Below are 19409 nucleotides of genomic sequence, written 5' to 3'. Positions count from 1 at the left end.
CGCGGCCAACGCGGCACGCCAATCTGGTGGACAGTTGTCCGGTATTGTCCGATCGAACCATAGTCGCCATGCCGTCGAACCTGCAAGAGCCGATCTCGGATATCGCCCCTCAGGCCGCGGCCAATGCTGGCTGAACAGTATTTTTGAGCAGCGGGCTTGCTTCTCGCCGTTTCGACCCACTAGCTTGGACATGTGTCCAGCGACGCACTGGTAACGATCACATCCGACGGCGACCGCCAGACCGGTCAGCCGGCGCGCAACCGTCGTCAGGAGGAGACCTTCCGCAAGGTGCTGGCGGCGGGCATCAAAACCTTGCGGGAGAAGTCGTACGCCGACCTGACCGTGCGCGCGGTCGCCGCCCGCGCCAAAGTCGCCCCGGCCACCGCGTACACCTACTTCTCGTCGAAGAACCACCTGATCGCCGAGGTCTACCTGGACCTGGTGCGGCAGGTTCCGTTCTTCACCGACGTCAACGATCCGATGCCGGTCCGGGTGGACAAGGTGTTGCGCCACCTGGCGCTGGTGGTCGCCGATGAGCCCGAGGTGGGCGCCGCGTGCACCACGGCGCTGCTCGGCGGTGGGGCCGATCCCGCGGTGGGTGCCGTGCGGGACCGCATCGGGGCGGAGATCCACCGGCGCATCGCGACGGCGATCGGGCCCGGCGCCGACCCGAAGACGGTGGCCGCGCTCGAGATGATGTTCTTCGGCGCATTGGTGCAGGCCGCGAGTGGCCAGTTCACCTATCACCAGATCGCCGACCAATTGGCCTATGTAGTGAGCCTGATCCTGCCCGGGAACACAAGCCAGGAGACAAGAACCTAGATGACCGTCCATGTGGGCGACCACGAGCTGGTCCTCGATCCCTACGACTACGACTTCCACGAAGACCCGTATCCCTACTACAAGCGGCTGCGCGACGAGGCCCCGCTGTATCGCAACGACGAGCTGAAGTTCTGGGCGCTGTCACGGCACCAGGACGTGCTGCAGGGATTCCGCAACAGCACAACGCTTTCCAACAAGTACGGCGTCTCGCTGGACCCCGCGTCGCGCGGCCCGCACGCCAGCAAGACGATGTCGTTCCTGGCGATGGACGATCCCGCCCACCTGCGGCTGCGCACGCTCGTCTCAAAAGGCTTCACCCCGCGCCGGATTCGTGAACTCGAGCCCCGCGTCACCGAGATCGCCACCCGGCATCTCGACACCATGCTGGACAAGGCCAAAGACGGTGCGGTCGACTACGTCGACGAGTTCGCCGGCAAACTGCCCATGGACGTCATCTCCGAGCTGATGGGGGTTCCCGAACCGGATCGCGATCAGGTTCGGGCCTGGGCCGACGGGGTGATGCACCGCGAGGAAGGCGTCACCGACGTGCCGCCGGAGGCGGTTGAGGCCTCACTGAACCTGATCGTCTACTACCAGGGAATGGTGGCCGAGCGGCGCGAGAAGCCGACCGACGACTTGACCTCGGCGCTGCTGGAAGCCGAGATCGACGGCGACCGGCTCACCGATGACGAAGTGCTCGGATTCATGTTCCTGATGGTGATCGCCGGCAACGAGACCACCACCAAACTGCTTGCCAATGCCGCGTTTTGGGGACACACGAACCCGGATCAACTGACGTCGGTCTACGAGGACGTGTCCCGGGTTTCGCTGTGGGTCGAGGAGACGCTGCGCTACGACACCTCCAGCCAGATCCTGGCGCGTACCGTGTCCGGCGAGCTGACCCTCTACGACACCACCATCCCCGAGGGCGACGTCCTACTGCTGTTGCCGGGGTCCGGGCATCGGGACGAGCGGGTCTTTGACAACCCTGACGACTACCTGATCGGGCGCGACATCGGGCCCAAATTATTGAGCTTCGGTAGCGGCGCACACTTCTGCCTGGGCGCGCATCTGGCGCGGATGGAAGCCCGCGTTGCGCTCACCGAGTTGTTCAAGCGAATCCGCGGATACGAGGTGGACGAGGCCAACGCCGTCCGCGTCCACTCGAGCAATGTCCGCGGATTCGCTCACCTACCCATGAGCGTGGAGGTCCGCTGAATGCCCCGGTTCGAACCCTTGCCCGAACGGCGCCCCGCCATCGTGGCCGGCGCTTCCTCCGGCATCGGAGAGGCAACCGCCATCGAGCTCGCGGCGCACGGGTTCCCCGTCGCCCTGGGCGCGCGCCGAGTCGAGAAGCTCGACGACATCGTCGGCAAGATCAACGCCAACGGCGGCGAGGCGGTCGGATTCCATCTGGACGTCACCGACCCCAACTCGGTGAAATCCTTTGTCGCACAGTCGACCGAAGCGCTCGGCGACATCGAGGTGCTGGTGGCAGGCGCCGGCGACACCTACTTCGGCAAGCTCGCCGAGATCGCAGGCGACGAGTTCGAGTCGCAGCTGCAGATCCACCTGGTCGGCGCCTTTCGGTTGGCCTCAGCAGTCCTGCCCGGCATGATCGAGCGGCAGCGCGGCGACCTGATCTTCGTGGGTTCCGACGTCGCCCTGCGCCAGCGCCCGCACATGGGCGCCTACGGCGCCGCCAAGGCCGCGCTCGTCGCGATGGTCACCAACTTCCAGATGGAACTCGAGGGCACCGGCGTACGCGCCTCTGTCGTGCATCCCGGCCCGACGAAGACCTCGATGGGCTGGAGCCTGCCGGCCGAAAAGATCGGCCCCGCGCTGGAGGACTGGGCCAAGTGGGGTCAGGCCCGTCACGACTACTTCCTGCGCGCAGCGGATTTAGGGCGGGCGATCACCTTCGTCGCCGAGACACCGCGCGGTGGCTTCATCGCCAACATGGAGCTTCAGCCCGAAGCCCCGTTGGCCGACAACAAAGATCGCCAGAAACTCGCACTCGGCGAAGAGGGGATGCCGTCATGACGACAACTGCCACCGTGCCGCGGGTCTCCGGCGGCGAAGAAGAACACGGCCACCTCGAGGAATTCCGCACCGACCCAATCGGTTTGATGCAGCGCGTCCGCGACGAATGCGGGGACGTCGGCTGGTTCCAGCTGGTCGACAAGCACGTCATCCTGCTGTCCGGCGCGGGTGCCAACGAGTTCTTCTTCCGGTCCGCCGACGAAGACCTCGACCAGGCCGCGGCGTACCCGTTCATGGCGCCGATCTTCGGCAAGGGCGTGGTGTTCGACGCCAGCCCGGAGCGGCGCAAGGAGATGCTGCACAACTCGGCGCTGCGTGGCGAGCAGATGAAGGGCCATGCCGCGACCATCGAGGCCCAAGTGAAGGGCATGATCGCCGACTGGGGTGACGAGGGCGAGATCGAGCTGCTCGACTTCTTCTCCGAGTTGACCATCTACACCTCGACGGCCTGCTTGATCGGCGTGAAATTCCGCAACCAACTCGACCATCGGTTCGCGGAGTACTACCACGAGCTGGAACGCGGCACCGACCCGTTGTGTTACGTCGACCCCTACCTGCCGATCGAGAGCTTTCGGCGCCGCGACGAGGCCCGCGTCAAACTCGTTGCGCTGGTGCAGGAAATCATGAACGAGCGCCTATCCAACCCGCCGGAGGACAAGAGCGAGCGCGACATGCTCGACGTGCTTGTGTCGATCAAGGACGAAGAGGGGAACCCGCGGTTCTCCGCCGACGAGGTCACCGGCATGTTCATCTCGCTCATGTTCGCCGGGCACCACACCAGTTCAGGCACCTCGGCATGGACGCTGATCGAGCTGATTCGGCACGCGGGCGTCTACGCCGAGGTGCTGACCGAACTCGAGGAGCTCTACGCCGATGGTCAGGAGGTGAGTTTCCATGCGCTGCGGTCGATTCCAAAGCTGGACAACGTGGTCAAGGAAACCCTGCGCCTGCATCCGCCGCTGATCATCCTGATGCGGGTCGCCAAGGGCGAGTTCGAGGTCGAGGGCTTCGAAATTCACGACGGTGACTTCGTCGCGGCGTCCCCGGCAATCTCGAACCGGATCCCGGAGGACTTTCCCGACCCGGACGCGTTCAAGCCCGACCGCTACAACAAGCCGGAGCAGGCCGACATCGTCAACCGGTGGACCTGGATCCCATTCGGCGCGGGGCGACACCGCTGCGTCGGCGCCGCGTTCGCCCAGATGCAGATCAAGGCCATCTTCTCGGTGCTGCTGCGCGAGTACGAATTCGAGATGGCGCAGCCGGCAGACAGCTATCACAACGACCACTCCAAGATGGTCGTGCAGCTCGCCCGGCCGGCCAAGGTGCGCTACCGCAAGCGCAGCGCGTAAGGAGTGAGTCCGATGGGCGGGTTCAGGATTGAAGCGGATCTGGATTTATGTCAGGGCCACGCCATGTGCGAGCTGGAGGCGCCGGACTACTTCCGGGTGCCCAAGCGGGGCAAGGTCGAGATCGTCGACCCCGAACCGCCCGAAGACGCCCGCGAAGAGGTCGAACGCGCGGTCGAAATGTGCCCAACGCAAGCACTATTCATCAAGAAGGAAGGCTGACGATGGCGTCGCATTCACGCGCGGATCTCGAGGCATGGGTCGACCGTTGGCTGCAGGCCAACAAGGACTGCGAAAAGGCCGGTGATTGGCGGCCGTTGGCCGACTTCTACACCCGAGATGCCACGTACGGCTGGAACATCGGCCCCAAGGAAGACGTGATGTGCGTGGGCGTCGACGAGATCCGCGACGTCGCCCTGGGACTGGAAATGGAGGGCCTGGAGAACTGGGTCTACGAGTACCAGAAGGTACTCATCGACGAGAAGCAGGGCGAGATCGTCGGCTTCTGGAAACAGATCGTCAATAAGACCGACGGCACCCAGGACGAGATCTACGGCATCGGCGGCAGCTGGTTCCGCCTCAACGGCGACCAGCTCATCGAATGGCAGCGCGACTTCTTCGACTTCGGACACGTCGCCTACATGTTCGGCAAGCTCATCGAGTCAGGCGACCTCAGCGAGGGCATGCAGAAGCGCATCGAGCGCAGCATCGCCGGCGAAAAGCTGCCCGGCTACTACCCGCTTGGCCAGGCTCCGGTCCCGATCTGGTGAGAGCCGAGCTCATGGTGGCGACCGCGGGAGCCAACCAAGCATTTGATTTGTTGCACGCGCTATGCTGACGCGACAAGGGTGCCTGTGGCACTCGTCACCTAGCTGGCCGGCATGAAGGGGCCGGTCAGCACTGATCAATTCAAAGGCGAAATGGGGTCAGGACCATCGTGAAGACAAAAGGCGCACTGATCTGGGAGTTCAACCAGCCCTGGTCTATCGAGGAAATCGAGATCGGCGACCCGCAAGCGCATGAGGTCAAGATCCAGATGGAAGCGGCGGGCATGTGCCACTCCGACCATCACCTGGTCACCGGGGGCATTCCGATGGCCGGCTTCCCGGTGCTGGGCGGCCACGAGGGCGCGGGCATCGTCACCGAGGTCGGTCCGGGCGTGGAAGACATCGAGCCGGGTGACCACGTGGTGCTGTCGTTCATCCCGTCGTGCGGTCAGTGTCCGACCTGTCAGGCGGGCATGCGCAACCTGTGCGACCTGGGCGCCGGCCTGCTGGGCGGCGCCGCGGTGTCCGACGGCACCTTCCGCATCCAGGCCCGCGGCCAGAACGTCTTCCCCATGACTCTGCTGGGCACGTTCTCCCCCTACATGGTCGTGCACCGCAGCTCGGTCGTGAAGATCGACCCGTCCGTCCCGTTCGAGGTCGCCGCGCTGGTCGGCTGCGGCGTCACCACCGGCTACGGTTCGTCGGTCCGCACCGCGGACATCCGCCCGGGCCAGGACGTCGCCATCGTCGGCGTCGGCGGGGTGGGCATGGCGGCGCTGCAGGGAGCCGTCAACGCCGGCGCCCGCTACATCTTCGCGATCGACCCGGTCGAGTGGAAGCGCGACCAGGCGCTCAAGTTCGGGGCCACCCACGTCTACCCCGACATCATGGCCGCGATGGCGGGCATGGCGGAGGTCACCTACGGCCTGATGGCCCACAAGGTCGTGGTCACCGTGGGCGAGCTGCAGGGCGCCGACATCGACAACTACCTGAACATCACCCAGAAGGGTGGCACCTGCGTGCTGACCGCCATCGGCAGCCTGCTGGACACCAACGTCACCCTGAACCTGGCGATGCTGACCCTGATGCAAAAGAACTTGCAAGGCACCATCTTCGGCGGTGGCAACCCGCAGTACGACATCCCGCAGCTGCTGTCGATGTACAAGGCAGGCAAGCTGAACCTGGACGACATGATCACCCGCCAGTACAAACTGGAGCAGATCAACGACGGTTACCAGGACATGCTGGACGGCAAGAACATTCGCGGCGTCATCCGGTTCACCGACGCCGACCGCTAATCCGGCGGCTAACCACAGACATGACCCAAACCGAGGAGTCAAAGGTATCGCCGGCCCTGGCCGCGTCGCAGTCGTCGTGGCGGTGCGTTCAGGCGCACGACCGGGAGGGCTGGCTGGCGCTGATGTCCGACGACGTCGTCATCGAAGATCCGATCGGCAAGTCCGTCACCAACCCGGACGGCACAGGGGTCCGCGGCAAGGAGGCCGTCGGCGCGTTCTTCGACACCAACATCGCCGCCAACCAGCTCTCGATCACCTGCGAGGAGACCTTCCCGTCGAGTTCGCCCGACGAGATCGCCCACATCCTGGTGCTCAACAGCAAGTTCGACGGCGGCTTGACCAGCTCGGTGCGCGGCGTGTTCACCTACAAGGTCAACGGCGCGGGCCTCATCACCAACATGCGCGGCTACTGGAACCTCGACATGATGCAGTTCGGCAAGGACGACTGAGCCGGACACCGCGCAGCCCCCGCGCTGACAATGGGCGGCGGCCCCCGGCCACAAATCCGGCGCACATATGCTGGGGCCCATGGCGTCGATCTTCACCAAGATCATCAACCGTGAACTCCCCGGCCGCTTCGTCTACGAGGACGACGACGTCGTCGCGTTCCTGACGATTGAGCCGATGACGCAGGGGCACACGCTCGTCGTGCCGCGCGCCGAGATCGACAACTGGCAGGACGTCGACGGATCGGCCTTCGCCCGCGTCATGTCCGTGAGCCAGTTGATCGGCAAAGCGGTGTGCAAGGCCTTCAGAACGGAGCGGTCCGGCCTGATCATCGCCGGACTAGAAGTTCCGCATCTGCACGTGCACGTCTTTCCCACCCGGAGCCTGAGCGACTTCGGCTTCGCCAACGTCGACCGCAACCCGTCGGCGGAATCGCTGGACGAGGCCCAGGCCAGGATCAAGGCGGCGCTCGCTCAGTTGGCGTGAACCGGCTCGTGCGCGGGCACGTCACTGATGCGAGGCAGCATCACCCGGAAACGGCAGCCCTCGCCCGGCGCGGTGGTCACGCTGACAACCCCGCCGTGTGCGCGCACCAACGACTCGACGATGGATAGCCCCAGGCCGGTGCCGCCGCTGGCGCGAGCCCGCGACGAGTCGGTCCGATAGAACCGCTCGAAGACGCGCGACGCGTCCTCCTGGTTCATGCCGGGACCCTGGTCCGCAACTTCGAGCACCGCGTTGTCGCCGTCGGTACCCACCCGGACGGTGACGTCGGCGGTTTCCGGGGTGTGCTGCAAAGCGTTGGCGACGAGGTTGCTCAGCACCTGGCGGATCCGTGCTTCATCACCGAACACCTCCGGGGTGCCAGGACCGTCGAGGACCTCCATCGTGATGGTGCGCCCGGGGGCGATCGCCTGCCCGTCGTGCACGGCATCGCTGGCCAGCGACAGCAGATCGACCCGGTGATGCTCGAGGGGGCGTTGCACATCGAGGCGGGCAAGCAGCAGCAGGTCGTCGACCAGCAGGCCCATCCGGGACGCCTCGCTTTCGATCCTCGACATCAGCATCGCGATGTCACGGGCGGCGCCCTGGCGATACAGCTCGGCGAAACCGCGGATGGTGGTCAGCGGGGTGCGCAGTTCGTGGCTGGCGTCGGTGATGAATCGCCGCATCCGGTCCTCGGATCCTCGGGCCTTTTCCGCCGAGGACTCCGAAGACGCCAGCGCCTGCTGAATCTGCGCGAGCATCCCGTTCAGCGCCTGTGACAGCCGGCCCACCTCGGTGCGCGGATCTCGTTCTGGCACACGGCGATCCAGCTGTCCGGACGCGATGGCCGCGGCCGTCTGCTCGACCTCGACCAGTGGCCGCAGGCTGCGCTGCACCACCGCGAAGCTGGCGATTCCGACCACGGCCAGCACCGCCGCCCCGATGCCCATCTGCAACCAGACCAGCGAGGTGAGCGTGTGCTGGACGTCGGACAGGTCGATCGCGACGGTGGTCAGACCGTGCGGACCGTGCACCGAGACTGCCCGCCACTGAATGTCTGAGCCGTTCACCGACGGCAGCGTCGTCGGGTTGGGACCCACATCGTTGTCGGCCGGTAGCGCCGGTTCGGCGTTGCGGTCGTTGATGGCGGTGAACGGGGTGCCGTCGGTGCTGACGCCACGCACGTAAAACTTCGACGGCGGCCGGCCCGGGTCGGGACCGTTGATGGGCGGCGCCGATTGCCGCCGCGGGGCCTGCGCCCAGCCGCGGGACGCGTCGAGCAGTGTGGAGTCGATGCGGCTGACCAGACTGTGCCGCAGGATGGACGTGACCGCGACGCCGGAAACGGCGAGGCCGCAGCCGACCAGGGCCAGGGTGGCGGCGACGAGCCCTATCCGGAGGGGCAAACCACGTCGAGGCTTGATGACCATCTACCTACTTCTTCACTACCGCCGCTCAGCGCGGTTCCCGCAATACATAACCCACTCCGCGCAGCGTGTGCAGCAGCCGCTTCTCCCCGGTATCGATCTTGCGACGCAAATACGACACGTAGGACTCGACGACATTGACGTCACCTCCGAAGTCGTAGCGCCACACGTGGTCGAGGATCTTCGGCTTGCTCAACACCGTGCCGGCATTGATCACAAAGTAACGCAGCAGCGTGAATTCGGTCGGCGACAGCGATACCGGCTGACCGGCCTTCCACACCTCGTGCGTTTCCTCGTCCAGTTCGATGTCCGCGAAAGTGAGGCGCGCGCTGCGGGGTTCGGCCCCGGCTTTGCCCGCGCGGCGAAGGATGACCCGCAGCCGGGCAACGACCTCTTCGAGACTGAACGGCTTCGTCACATAGTCGTCGCCGCCCAGCGTCAGACCTGCGATCTTGTCCTGCAGGGAATCCCGAGCGGTCAAAAACAGCGCGGGGGCGTCGATGCCGTCGGCGCGCAGCCGCCGCAGCACCCCGAACCCGTCCATGCCCGGCATCATCACGTCAAGGATCACCGCGTCTGGACGCGCCTCGCGCGCCCGATCCAAAGCCTGGGCACCGTTGGTTGCCGTATAGACCTCGAACCCTTGAAATTTCAGACTCACGGACAGGAGCTCGACGATGTTGGCTTCGTCGTCGACCACGAGGACGCGAGCCTCGGATTTCGTGTCGTTGGAGGTTGCCGATGTCATCAGATGCTCATGTCCCTTACTTGAACGTTTGCTATGTGACGGTTGTGCACTTCCTGAAAGCTCAGTGCCAACGGACTGATAATAGTCTGCCAGGAATCATCGCATTGCCTTGGGAAGTAACGCCCCAGCGCAGTCTGCGTCATGAATAGACTCTTGGAATGAACCTGACCAAAAGCATCGTGTCGGCTGCGACCGCGCCCGCCCGGGTGGGTCTGGCCGCCGCGGATGCGGGTTTGAGCGTGGCGAGCGCGGCCGTCGGCGTGGCGAAACGGGCCGTGGGTGAAAGCGGGGCCGCCGGCACCACCGCCATGACGTCCATGCTGGGGATCGACGATGCGATCGTCCGGGCCAATCGACTGGCCAGGCTGCTCGACGACGACGCCCCGCTGGGCAGGGCCGTGGCCCCGGACGGCCCGATCGACCGCTTGCTGCGCCCGGGCGGGGTGGTCGACATGCTGACCTCGGAGGGTGGCCTGCTGGACCGCCTGACCGCCGAGGGCGGTGCCTTGCAGCGCACACTGCAACCCGGCGGTCTGGCCGACCAGCTGGTCGCCGAAGACGGTCTGATCGAGCGGCTACTGGCCGAGGACGGCCTGGCTGACCGGCTGCTCAGCGAGGGCGGGCTCGTCGACAAGCTGACGGCAAAGAACGGGCCGCTGGATCAGCTCGCCGACGTCGCCGACACCCTGGCTCGACTGACGCCCGGCATGGAGGCGCTCGAGCCCGCCATCGCCACCCTGCAAGACGCCGTCATCGCGCTCACCATGGTGGTCAACCCGCTGAGCAACATTGCCGACCGCATCCCGCTGCCAGGGCGGCGGCGCCCCTCATCACGGGCGGTGCGCTCAGCAGGCGTGATCGACAGCGACGGGTGAGCGATTAGGCTGAGTCCGGTTTTACCCGCCTCCTTAGCTCAGTGGTAGAGCACTCGCCTTGTAAGCGAGCGGTCGTCAGTTCAATCCTGACAGGGGGCTCCGACTTCGACCTGTGAGTGAGACCGGTCTTAGGAGTCGCGGGTCGATGCGAATCAGTGCGGTCCTGCGAGCCAGCGAGCAAGGGCCCCTTGCGTTTTCGCCGATGAATGTTCATCTCGCATAGGGGAGCCATGGTTTTGCCGGCGATACCGGGTCTAAGCCCGCGGTCAGTCCCTATGGTCTTCCTCTGAGATTTGCTCACCCCGCTACGTGAACGGCCTGTTTGCGTTAGAGTCGGCGCGGTCAGGGAAGGAATACGCGCATGATCAAACCGTGGTTGACCAGAGTTGCTGTGACGGTTGGCGGTCTGACTTTGTCGTTGACCGCTGGGGCCGGGGTCGCGTCCGCAACTCCCGATCTAGGCCCGGCCGTCAACACGACGTGCACCTACGACCAGCTCGTGGCGGCACTGAACGCCGAAGACCCGACGATTGCCGCCTTTTTTAACGGCGATCCGGAGATGCAAGCCGGACTGCGTCAGTTCCTCGCCGGATCGCCCAGTCAGCGGAGGCAAACGGCCCAGGAGATAGCGAATAATCCGGATAGCCAGCCCTACCTCGACAGTCTCCAACGGACCTTCGCTACTTGTAACAACTACTGAGCGCCGGCCCTGCCAGTGCTCTTGTGCCCGTTGGGCTTAGCTACAGCTCTCCCATGTCGTAGGCCTTCTTGACTTCCGCCGCATGCGCCACCTGCCGCGCGCTGTAGCCGATGAGCAGCGCCACCCCGCAGACCAGCAAGGCGACCCCGCCCAGCCACTGCATGCCGTAGGTGTAGCCGTGGTCCAGCGCATGCAACTGGGCGGCGTTCATGGACTTCACTGGCCCGGTGCTGCCGCCGAGTTGCAGCGTCCGCCAGGTGATGACGCCCTGGATCACGGCCAGCACCATCGGCCCGCCGAGACGGGACAGCATGAGCGAAATCGCCGAAATAGGCCCAATCTGGTCCAGGCCAACGCTGGCGATCAGCGACAGCGCGAGCGGCACGTTGATCACGCCGATACCGATACCGGATACGACGAGGGGCAGCACCAGATTCGGGAAGTACGGCACGCCCTGGTGGAGAATCGAGGCGTACAGCACCGCGCCCAGCACGAGTAGGCCGCCGATTATCACCACCACCCGCGGGGGCAACGACATCACCAACCGCGACGACACGCCCGCACCGACGCCCACCGCGACGGCGAACGGGATGAACGCCACGCCCGCGCGCAGGGTGCTGTAGCCCATGATGTCCTGCACATACACGCCGATCAGCAGCGTCAGCGTGAACATAACCCCGCCGGCCAGAAACATCGCTGCGAACATGGCCAACCGGTTGCGGTCAACGAACAAACCAAACGGAACGACCGGGTTCTCTGCCCTGCGCTCCACCACCACGAACGCCACGAAAGCGCCGAGGGCCACCACACCCGAACCGATCGTGATGGGCGACAGCCAGCCCTTCTCCGGCCCCATCGAGAAGCCGAGCACCATCGCGGTAAATACCAATGTGGCCAACCCTGCCCCCGCCGCGTCGAGCTTTGTCCGCTCCTTCTGCGTTTCGCGCAGCGCGGCGTAGGCGAGACAAAGCACAACCAGCCCGATCGGCACGTTCACCAAAAACACCAACCGCCACGACACCTCGGTGAGCAAGCCGCCCACCACCAGACCCAGCACCGAGCTGAGACCGCCGATCGCGCCCAACACCGCCATCGCAGCATTGCGCAACGGCCCCTTCGCGAATGTGGTTGCCACCAGCGCCATGCCGGTCGGTGCGATGATCGCGGCGGAGACGCCCTGCAGCAGCCGCGCTAAAACGAGGACGCCCCCGTTCCAGGCGATGCCGCATATCAACGAGACGATAGTGAACAGCGCCACGCCGAGGATGAAGGCGCGTTTGCGCCCGATGGTGTCACCGAGACGGCCGCCCAGCAGGACCAGCCCGCCAAAAGTCAGCACGTACCCGGTGATCACCCAACTGCGCCCGGCATCAGAAAGGCCCAGCTCATTCTGGATCCTGGGAAGGGCGACGACCGCGATCATGCCGTCCATCGTGGCCATCAGCTGCATGCCGCCGATCGCGATAACCGCGGCGACAAACCAGCGAGGCGGCAAGCTGGTCCGGTCTTTCTTGGTACGGCCTAGCGTGGTCGGTTTGACGGGCATCGGGCTCGTTTCGCGCGTTGTGTGTCGTCTAGTTGTGTGATGCCGGCTCTGCATCGTTGAGGGTCGGCATAGCGCGTACCCTACGAAATCTCGAAAAGAGATAACCGCAAAACCGACCAGATACACATTTCAGTCACGGGTAAGCCCGGCGGAACGCCCCCTATCGAACCTTGCATCAGTAACGCACGTTGTGCAGCGAGGCTGACCTCCGCGGAGGCGCCGCCTCCCACCTTTTTCCGCCGGGTCGGCGTTGACAGCTCCACCCGCGCAACTCCTGGCCGACCGCGGTCGCGGGTGCCCCAGGATTTTGCGTCGGGCGCGCTTAATCAACCGGAGTGAACTCGAGGTGCAATTCCTTGAGGCGCCTGAAAAGGAAGGTGCGGTCCCATTCGAGCCGACGATCGCCTGCTGGACCGTGCTTGGCTTCTGAAAGCCGGATGTCAGCCATCCGGTCGAGGATTCGCTCTAAACTCACCCGCACTTCGGCGCGTGCAATCGGGGCACCCGGACAAGTGTGGATGCCTCGGCCAAATGCGATGTGTTGCAATATGTTTGGGCGTCCAAGGCGAAATTCGGCGGGCTCGTCGAACCGTCCGGGATCGCGGTTTGCCGCACCATTCATCACAAGGACGCTGGTACCGGCTTGCACATCGACGTTGCCGATCCTCGTGGTGCGTCGCGCCATGCGGAAGTTCGATTTGATCGGACTCTCGATGCGCAGCATCTCCTCGATAAAGGCGGGGATCTTTGAGTTGTCCTCACGCAACTGCTCTTGCAAGTCAGGTCGCTCGGCGAGCATTAGCATCGAGAGGCTCAGCAGGTCGATCGTCGTGCCGTGGCCGGCGGCGAACATGAACGTGGCGACACGGGCAACGTCAATCACTTCGGGTGTCGTGCCGTCGGGAAACTTTGCCAGCGCAAGCTCGGTGAGCACATCGTCGCGTGGATTGCGCCGCCGATCCTCGATGTACTCGACGAACCACTCCTCCTTCACGCCAACGAAGCCACTGCGATCGCCTTCTAGCCTGCTGGCTGTCGCAGCGCGGCGGAATCGCTCATGGTCGGCTTCGGGCACGCCCAGCAGATTGGTAATCGCGACGAGCGTGAACGGAAAGTTGTAGTCAATGACGATCTCGCACTTGCCCTGTGCGACGAAGCAGTCGAGTTGCTCATTGGCTAGACGCCAAAGGAAATCCTCGTTGTTCTTCAGCTGCTTCGGCGTAAACAACCTGTTTAACAGCGAGCGGTGCGCGGTGTGTTTCGGGGGATCAAACGATATGAAGTAGTCGCCGAACGTAACCCTGTGGCGGTGCTGTTCGATCAGATCCGAAACGTCGTCACTGTTGGTTGCTCGCGGAATCCCGGACCACGGTCCACTGACGATGTTGCACACCGAGAAGTTCTGTTCGGTGTCCCGTTGCACCGCGACAGCCTCGTCGTACCCCGAAACCATCACCACGCCGTGCGCCGGCTCACGCCATACTGGGCAACGACGAATCGCGTCGTAGTAGCCGTAGGGGTCATCGACGAGCGACTTGTCGGTGAAGAAATCCAGGTTTTCGGGCCCGCTCAATCCGCCTCCATCGCCTAGCAACGTAAGAAATGGTAAGCGCCACGGCACAGGTACCGAAATAGCCGCCCAAACCGCATGGCGCGCGGTGGCGGACCCGACTCCAGCTATCTCATCAACCAGCGCCTGGCGGTAGTCAAATCCTTGACGGCAACAACACGGCCGTTGGTCGGACTGCCGAGACCGATAGCAGGAGCTCAAAGCAGTTGGCGGATGCGACGCCCTGACGCGTAGGACCCTACCGAAGGATGCCTTCTTTGCTGGGTCTCCCGTGCGCTTAATGCTTCAGCCCGGCTTTGCTGACTATTCATCATGCGTCAGTTATGCCCGCGCGCAGCATTAGCTAGAACGGAAAGTTCGTCAACCGGGGGAAGGGCCTCCTGCCCGCCAGATACGGGGCAGCCAAAAGTCTTTCAGTCCCAATCAAAAACTTCGCCGAAACGCCGCACCGAGCTTGTCGGGCGGCAGTAGGGTTGGGTCGCCTGGTGACTTACGTCTGCGCGGGGCGGACAGCGGACAGCCGAGGCAATGGTTGGTTCAACTTCGGGGTGGTAAGACAAGCATCTTCGGGGTGGGTAATTGAATGCACTCGATAGCCGAGCCCTTCCGCTGACACGCGGGCAGCTAGACATTTGGCTTGCACAAGAAACAGGTCGCTTTGCTGCGCGGTGGCAGATGGGCGAGCTATTGCGAATCGAGGGCAGGATAGACCCCGGTTTGCTTCAGCGCGCGATCGTTCAAGTGGTACGCGAGGCCGAACCGCTTAGAGCTTCCTTCTTCGAAGTGGACGGCCAGGTTTTCCAGAAGACGGTCGATTACCCGGATATTGAGCTTGCTCGCTACGACCTAACGGGTTCGCAGGATCCTGTCCAGCACGCCTATCGGTTGACGTCCTCGATTCAGCGCACGCTGATGCCGCTTACCGGGCCGCTTTTCAAATTTGCGTTGTTGAAGACGCGGGAAGATGAATTCCTTTGGTTCGTATGCTGGCATCATATAGTGGCGGACGGGGTCGGCCTCGCTCTTGTTTGTCATCGGATTGCAGACGTCTATTCAGCAATGGCTTCAGGCGTGTCGATTCCGCCTGCTTTTTTTGGGCCGCTGAGTGATCTGATTGCTTGCGAATTAGAATACAATACGTCCACCGATTACCTCGACGATCAAGCTTATTGGACGAGGAACCTGCCGCCCGCAAGCGAACCACGTTCTCGGTTGGCGCCCGCTGCGGACGGTCGTGATCCCTATGAGTCTTCTGTACCAGTTGAATTGGACCCTGTCGTCGTCGCAGGCATGCAGGAGCTGTCGCGGGCGTTGGGGCTGCGTCGCTCGTCGGTGATTACTGCGGCGTGCGCGCTGCTGGTGCATGGGTTCGACGCCGAGAGTTCAGACGTGGTGCTCGAATTTGCGGTAAGCAGGCGTGTGCGTCCGGAAATACAGACGGTTCCGGGCATGGTTTCCGGGGACGTCCCACTGGTGTTGAAAGCATCGCCAGGGACTGCAGTTGCCGGCTTTTGTGAACATGTCGACGCGCGACTGCGGGAAGCGCTGCAGCATCAGCGGTTCCCGGTCCGCCTCATTGAGAATGAGGTACGCCTCCGCGGCTCTGGGCAAGCGCCGAATCGGGTAATCGTCAATTACATTCCGACTACACACCTTTTGGATTTTGCGGGCGCCCCGGCATCGGGGACCTTGACCCACACTAATCTCGTCGACCAAGTTGGATTGTTCTTTTATAGGGACGACGATCGGGTTTTTCTCAGCACGGCCGGCGCTGGGCAATTATTTTCGGATTTTGATATCCGGGACCTAGTGAAGCGGCTGGATCGGGTGCTGGCGGCGATGACCACCGACCCGACCCAGTCGCTGTCGTCGATCGATGTGCTTGATGAGTCTGAGCGTGCCCGTCTGGATGCGTTCGGTAATCGGGCGGTGTTGAGCAAGCCGGTGACCCCACCGGTCTCGATTCCGGCGTTGTTCTCCGCGCGGGTGGCCGAGACACCGGATGCGGTGGCGGTGACCCACGCGGACTGCTCAATGAGCTACCGCGAGCTGGATCTGGCGTCTAATCGGTTGGCGCACTTGCTGACCGGCCAGGGTGTGGGCCCGGACCGGTGCGTGGCGCTGCTGATGGAGCGTTCGGCCGAAGCGGTCATCGCGATGTTGGCAGTGCTTAAGAGCGGGGCGGCGTATCTACCGATCGACCCGGCGGTGCCGGCGGCCCGGATCGAATTCGTGCTCAAGGATGCCACGCCGATCGCGGCGATCACCACCGCCGAGTTGCGCTGCCGGCTAGAAGGTTTCGCCGAGGTCGTCATCGAGGTCGACGATGCCGCTGTGGACACTCAGCCCAGCACGGCGCTGCCGACGCCCGCTGCTGAAGACATCGCGTACCTGATTTACACCTCCGGCACCACCGGTGTCCCCAAAGGTGTCGCCATCACTCACCACAGTGTGACCCAGCTGCTGGGGTCGTTGGATGCTGGCTTGCCGACGGCGGGGGTGTGGCCGTTGTGTCATTCGTTGGCCTTCGACGTGTCGGTGTGGGAGGTCTTTGGTGCGTTGCTGCGGGGTGGACGGCTGGTGGTGGTGCCCGAATCGGTCGCGGGCTCACCGGATGATTTCCGGGAAGTACTGATCGCCGAGAAGGTCTCCGTGTTGACTCAGACGCCGTCGGCGGTGGCGATGCTCTCGGGTGAGGGTTTGGAGTCGACAGCGTTGGTGATCGTCGGTGAGGCCTGCCCGGCTGAGGTGGTGGATCGCTGGGCGCCGGGGCGGCTGATGGTCAACGCTTATGGCCCGACCGAGACCACGATGTGCGTGGCGATCAGCGCGCCGCTGACACCTGGGCCACCGGTGGTGCCGATCGGGTCGCCGGTGGCGGGGGCGGCGTTGTTTGTGCTCGATGGCTGGTTGCGTGCGGTGCCGGTCGGCGTGGTCGGTGAGTTGTATGTGGCCGGGGCCGGGGTGGGCGTGGGTTATGTGGGCCGAACCGGGTTGACCGGGTCACGGTTTGTGGCGTGCCCCTTCGGGGGCGCCGGCACGCGCATGTATCGGACCGGGGATTTGGTGTGCTGGCGCTCCGATGGGCAGCTGACCTATCTGGGCCGCGCCGATGAGCAGGTCAAGATCCGCGGGTATCGCATCGAACTCGGCGAAGTCCAGGGCGCCCTGGCCGGGGTGGACGGGGTGGCGCAGGCGGTGGTGATCGCCCGCGAAGACCGCCCGGGCGACAAACGCTTGGTGGGCTATATCACCGGCGCCGCGGACCCCGGGGAGGCGCGCGCGGTGCTGGGCGAGCGGTTGCCGGCCTACATGATCCCCGCCGCGGTCATCGCCTTGGACGCGTTGCCGTTGACGCCCAATGGCAAACTCGACAAGCGCGCCCTGCCCGCACCGGAGTCCCGGGATGTGGATGGTTACCGGGCGCCGGGCAACGCGGTCGAGGAGATCCTGGCCGGCATCTACGCCGAGGTGTTGGGGCTGGCGCGGGTCGGGGTCGACGAGTCCTTCTTCGATTTGGGTGGGGATTCGCTGTTGGCGATGCGGGTGGTCGCGGCGGCCAACGCCAGCATGGACGCCGATCTTGCGGTACCCAACGTGTTCGATGCGCCTACGGTGGCCCAGTTGGCGGGTTGTATTGGTGTGGGTTCGCGGCGGCGTGAGCCGTTGGTGGCGGTGGAGCGGCCGGCGGTGGTGCCGTTGTCGTTTGCCCAGCAGCGGTTGTGGTTTATCGATCAATTGCAGGGGCCGTCCGCGGTTTACAACATGTCGACCGCGTTGCGGCTCGAGGGGTGTCTGGACGCCGCGGCGCTTGAGGCGGCGCTGGCCGATGTGGTGGGCCGTCATGAGAGTCTGCGCACGGTGTTCGTCGCACCCGAGGGGATCCCCCAGCAGGTAGTTGTCCCGGTGGAGCGAGCCGATTTCGGGTGGGAGGTGGTGGAGGCCCGCGGCTGGGCGTCGGCTCGATTGGAGCAGGCCATCGGCGCGGCGGCGCGGCACAGTTTTGATCTGGCCACCGAGATCCCGTTGCGGGCCATACTGTTCCGGCTTGGGGACGAAGACCACGTGTTGGTGGCCGTGGTGCACCATATCGCTGCTGATGGCTGGTCGATCGCCCCATTGTTGGCTGATCTCGGCATGGCTTATGGCAGCCGGTGTGCGGGGCACGGCCCGGACTGGGCGCCCTTGCCGGTGCAGTATGTGGATTACACGTTGTGGCAACGCGACAGCTTTGGTGAGCTGCAGGACAGGGACAGCCCTATTGCCGCCCAGTTGGCCTATTGGGAGCAGGCGTTGGCCGGGTTGCCTGAGCGGTTGGCGTTGCCGACTGATCGGGCGTATCCGGTGGTGGCCGATCAGCGTGGGGCCAGTGTGGTCGTGGATTGGCCGGCGGAGTTGCAGCGGCAAGTGCGCGACGCGGGGCGGGCGCACAACGCGACCAGTTTCATGGTGATTCAGGCCGCCCTGGCCGTCCTGCTGGGCAAGCTGAGCGGCAGCGCCGAGGTGGCGGTGGGGTTCCCCATCGCCGGACGTACTGATTCGGCGCTCGATAAGTTGGTCGGGTTTTTCGTCAACACCTTGGTGTTACGGGTCGATCTGGCCGGCGACCCCAGCATGGCGGAGTTGCTGGCCCAGGTCCGCGCGCGCAGCCTGGCCGCCTACGAACACCAAGACGTGCCTTTTGAGGTGCTGGTGGAGCGGCTCAACCCGACCCGCAACCTGTCGCATCACCCGCTGGTGCAGGTGATGGTGAGCTGGCAGTACGCGGGGAACCGCGATCCCGCTGCGGAGCTGGTGTTGCAGGATCTTCGTCTGGCTTCGCTGCCGGTGGACACCCAGACCGCCCGGATGGATTTGGCGTTTTCGTTGGCCGAGCGTTTCACCGAGGCCGGTGAGCCCGCCGGGATCGGCGGAACGGTGGAATACCGCACCGATGTGTTCGATGCAGCCAGTATCGAGGCGCTGATTGCCCGGTTGGGGCGGGTGTTGGCGGCGTTGAGCGCCGATCCCGGCCAGCGGTTGTCGGGGATTGACGTGCTCGACGAAGCCGAGCAAGCCGAATTGGATGCGCTGGGTAACCGCGCCACGTTGACCGTGCCGGCATGCGCACCGATGTCGGTCCCGGTGCTGTTCGCCGCGCAGGTGGCCCGCACACCGGAGGCGGTGGCGCTGACTGGCGGGGACCTGTCCCTGACCTACCGCGAACTGGACGATGCGGCTAATCGGTTGGCGCATGTGTTGGCCGGCCATGGCGCGGGCCCGGGTGGGTGTGTGGCGCTGCTTTTTCCGCGATCCGTCGAGGCGATTGTGGCGATATTAGCGGTGCTCAAA

The 19409-nt window shown here is 64.5% G+C and carries 16 protein-coding genes and 1 tRNA gene; 13 read left to right on the top strand and 4 right to left on the bottom strand.

Translation table 11 applies throughout. The features are described 5' to 3' along the window. The first annotated feature begins 192 nt into the window (after positions 1–192). The 9 genes from AC5Y4H_RS16705 (at position 193) to AC5Y4H_RS16665 (ending at position 7212) form a co-directional block, all read left to right on the top strand. Complete coding sequence (locus AC5Y4H_RS16705; RefSeq protein ID WP_499983287.1) at positions 193–822, top strand: TetR family transcriptional regulator; 630 nt, start codon at positions 193–195, stop codon at positions 820–822. Beyond that, positions 823–2040, top strand: a complete 1218-nt coding sequence (locus AC5Y4H_RS16700) for a cytochrome P450 (RefSeq protein ID WP_499983286.1) — start codon at positions 823–825, stop codon at positions 2038–2040. It abuts the gene before it with no gap. Beyond that, positions 2041–2865 (top strand): SDR family oxidoreductase, encoded by an 825-nt coding sequence (locus AC5Y4H_RS16695; protein WP_499983285.1) that lies wholly within the window; start codon positions 2041–2043, stop codon positions 2863–2865. Beyond that, entirely contained in the window at positions 2862–4217 is a 1356-nt protein-coding gene (cyp51, locus tag AC5Y4H_RS16690) for a lanosterol 14-alpha demethylase (protein WP_499983284.1), read from the top strand. Before AC5Y4H_RS16695 ends, cyp51 begins: the two co-directional genes overlap by 4 nt. A 12-nt stretch (positions 4218–4229) precedes the next feature. After that, positions 4230–4436, top strand: coding sequence for a ferredoxin Fdx (gene fdx, locus AC5Y4H_RS16685; protein ID WP_499983283.1), 207 nt, complete (start codon positions 4230–4232; stop codon positions 4434–4436). Between the two features lie 2 nt (positions 4437–4438). Beyond that, entirely contained in the window at positions 4439–4984 is a 546-nt protein-coding gene (locus AC5Y4H_RS16680; RefSeq protein ID WP_499983282.1) for a nuclear transport factor 2-like protein, read from the top strand. A 167-nt stretch (positions 4985–5151) separates the two neighbouring features. Further along, positions 5152–6279: an NDMA-dependent alcohol dehydrogenase gene (locus tag AC5Y4H_RS16675; RefSeq protein WP_067121698.1), complete on the top strand. Its 1128-nt coding sequence runs from the start codon at positions 5152–5154 to the stop codon at positions 6277–6279. A gap of 20 nt (positions 6280–6299) precedes the next feature. Continuing rightward, complete coding sequence (locus tag AC5Y4H_RS16670) at positions 6300–6728, top strand: ketosteroid isomerase family protein (RefSeq protein ID WP_499983281.1); 429 nt, start codon at positions 6300–6302, stop codon at positions 6726–6728. A 79-nt stretch (positions 6729–6807) separates the two neighbouring features. Further along, complete coding sequence (locus tag AC5Y4H_RS16665; protein WP_067345738.1) at positions 6808–7212, top strand: HIT family protein; 405 nt, start codon at positions 6808–6810, stop codon at positions 7210–7212. Here the strand turns inward: AC5Y4H_RS16665 and AC5Y4H_RS16660 are convergent. Both AC5Y4H_RS16660 and phoP read right to left on the bottom strand, forming a co-directional pair. Continuing rightward, on the bottom strand, positions 7200–8642 hold the full coding sequence (locus AC5Y4H_RS16660; RefSeq protein ID WP_499983280.1) for a sensor histidine kinase: 1443 nt from the start codon (positions 8640–8642) through the stop codon (positions 7200–7202). The genes AC5Y4H_RS16665 and AC5Y4H_RS16660 overlap by 13 nt on opposite strands. Positions 8643–8667: 25 nt before the next feature. Further along, positions 8668–9387 carry a two-component system response regulator PhoP gene (gene phoP, locus AC5Y4H_RS16655; RefSeq protein WP_499983279.1) on the bottom strand — a complete coding sequence of 240 codons (720 nt, stop codon included), beginning with the start codon at positions 9385–9387 and terminating at the stop codon, positions 8668–8670. A 158-nt stretch (positions 9388–9545) separates the two neighbouring features. Between phoP and AC5Y4H_RS16650 the strand changes: the two genes are divergently transcribed. The 3 genes from AC5Y4H_RS16650 to AC5Y4H_RS16640 all read left to right on the top strand — a co-directional run bounded on the left by AC5Y4H_RS16650 (position 9546) and on the right by AC5Y4H_RS16640 (position 10962). Further along, entirely contained in the window at positions 9546–10262 is a 717-nt protein-coding gene (locus AC5Y4H_RS16650) for a hypothetical protein (protein WP_499983278.1), read from the top strand. A gap of 27 nt (positions 10263–10289) precedes the next feature. Then, positions 10290–10361: transfer RNA gene (locus AC5Y4H_RS16645), tRNA-Thr, on the top strand. A 262-nt stretch (positions 10362–10623) separates the two neighbouring features. Continuing rightward, positions 10624–10962: a hemophore-related protein gene (locus AC5Y4H_RS16640; protein WP_499983277.1), complete on the top strand. Its 339-nt coding sequence runs from the start codon at positions 10624–10626 to the stop codon at positions 10960–10962. Positions 10963–11002: 40 nt separating this feature from the next. Here AC5Y4H_RS16640 and AC5Y4H_RS16635 read toward each other — a convergent pair whose 3' ends face one another. Together AC5Y4H_RS16635 and AC5Y4H_RS16630 are read right to left on the bottom strand one after the other, a co-directional pair. Then, entirely contained in the window at positions 11003–12562 is a 1560-nt protein-coding gene (locus AC5Y4H_RS16635; RefSeq protein WP_499983276.1) for an MFS transporter, read from the bottom strand. 268 nt (positions 12563–12830) lie between these two features. Further along, positions 12831–14081 carry a cytochrome P450 gene (locus tag AC5Y4H_RS16630; RefSeq protein ID WP_499983275.1) on the bottom strand — a complete coding sequence of 417 codons (1251 nt, stop codon included), beginning with the start codon at positions 14079–14081 and terminating at the stop codon, positions 12831–12833. 576 nt (positions 14082–14657) lie between these two features. Here AC5Y4H_RS16630 and AC5Y4H_RS16625 point away from each other — a divergent pair. Further along, positions 14658–19409 (top strand): amino acid adenylation domain-containing protein (locus AC5Y4H_RS16625; protein ID WP_499983274.1); only part of this gene is annotated, 4752 nt, incomplete at its 3' end.

The sequence above is a fragment of the Mycobacterium sp. NGS58 genome, assembly GCF_059812385.1.
The sequence above is the reverse complement of the archived record's forward strand: the minus strand, read 5'-3'. Positions and strand labels throughout refer to the sequence as shown.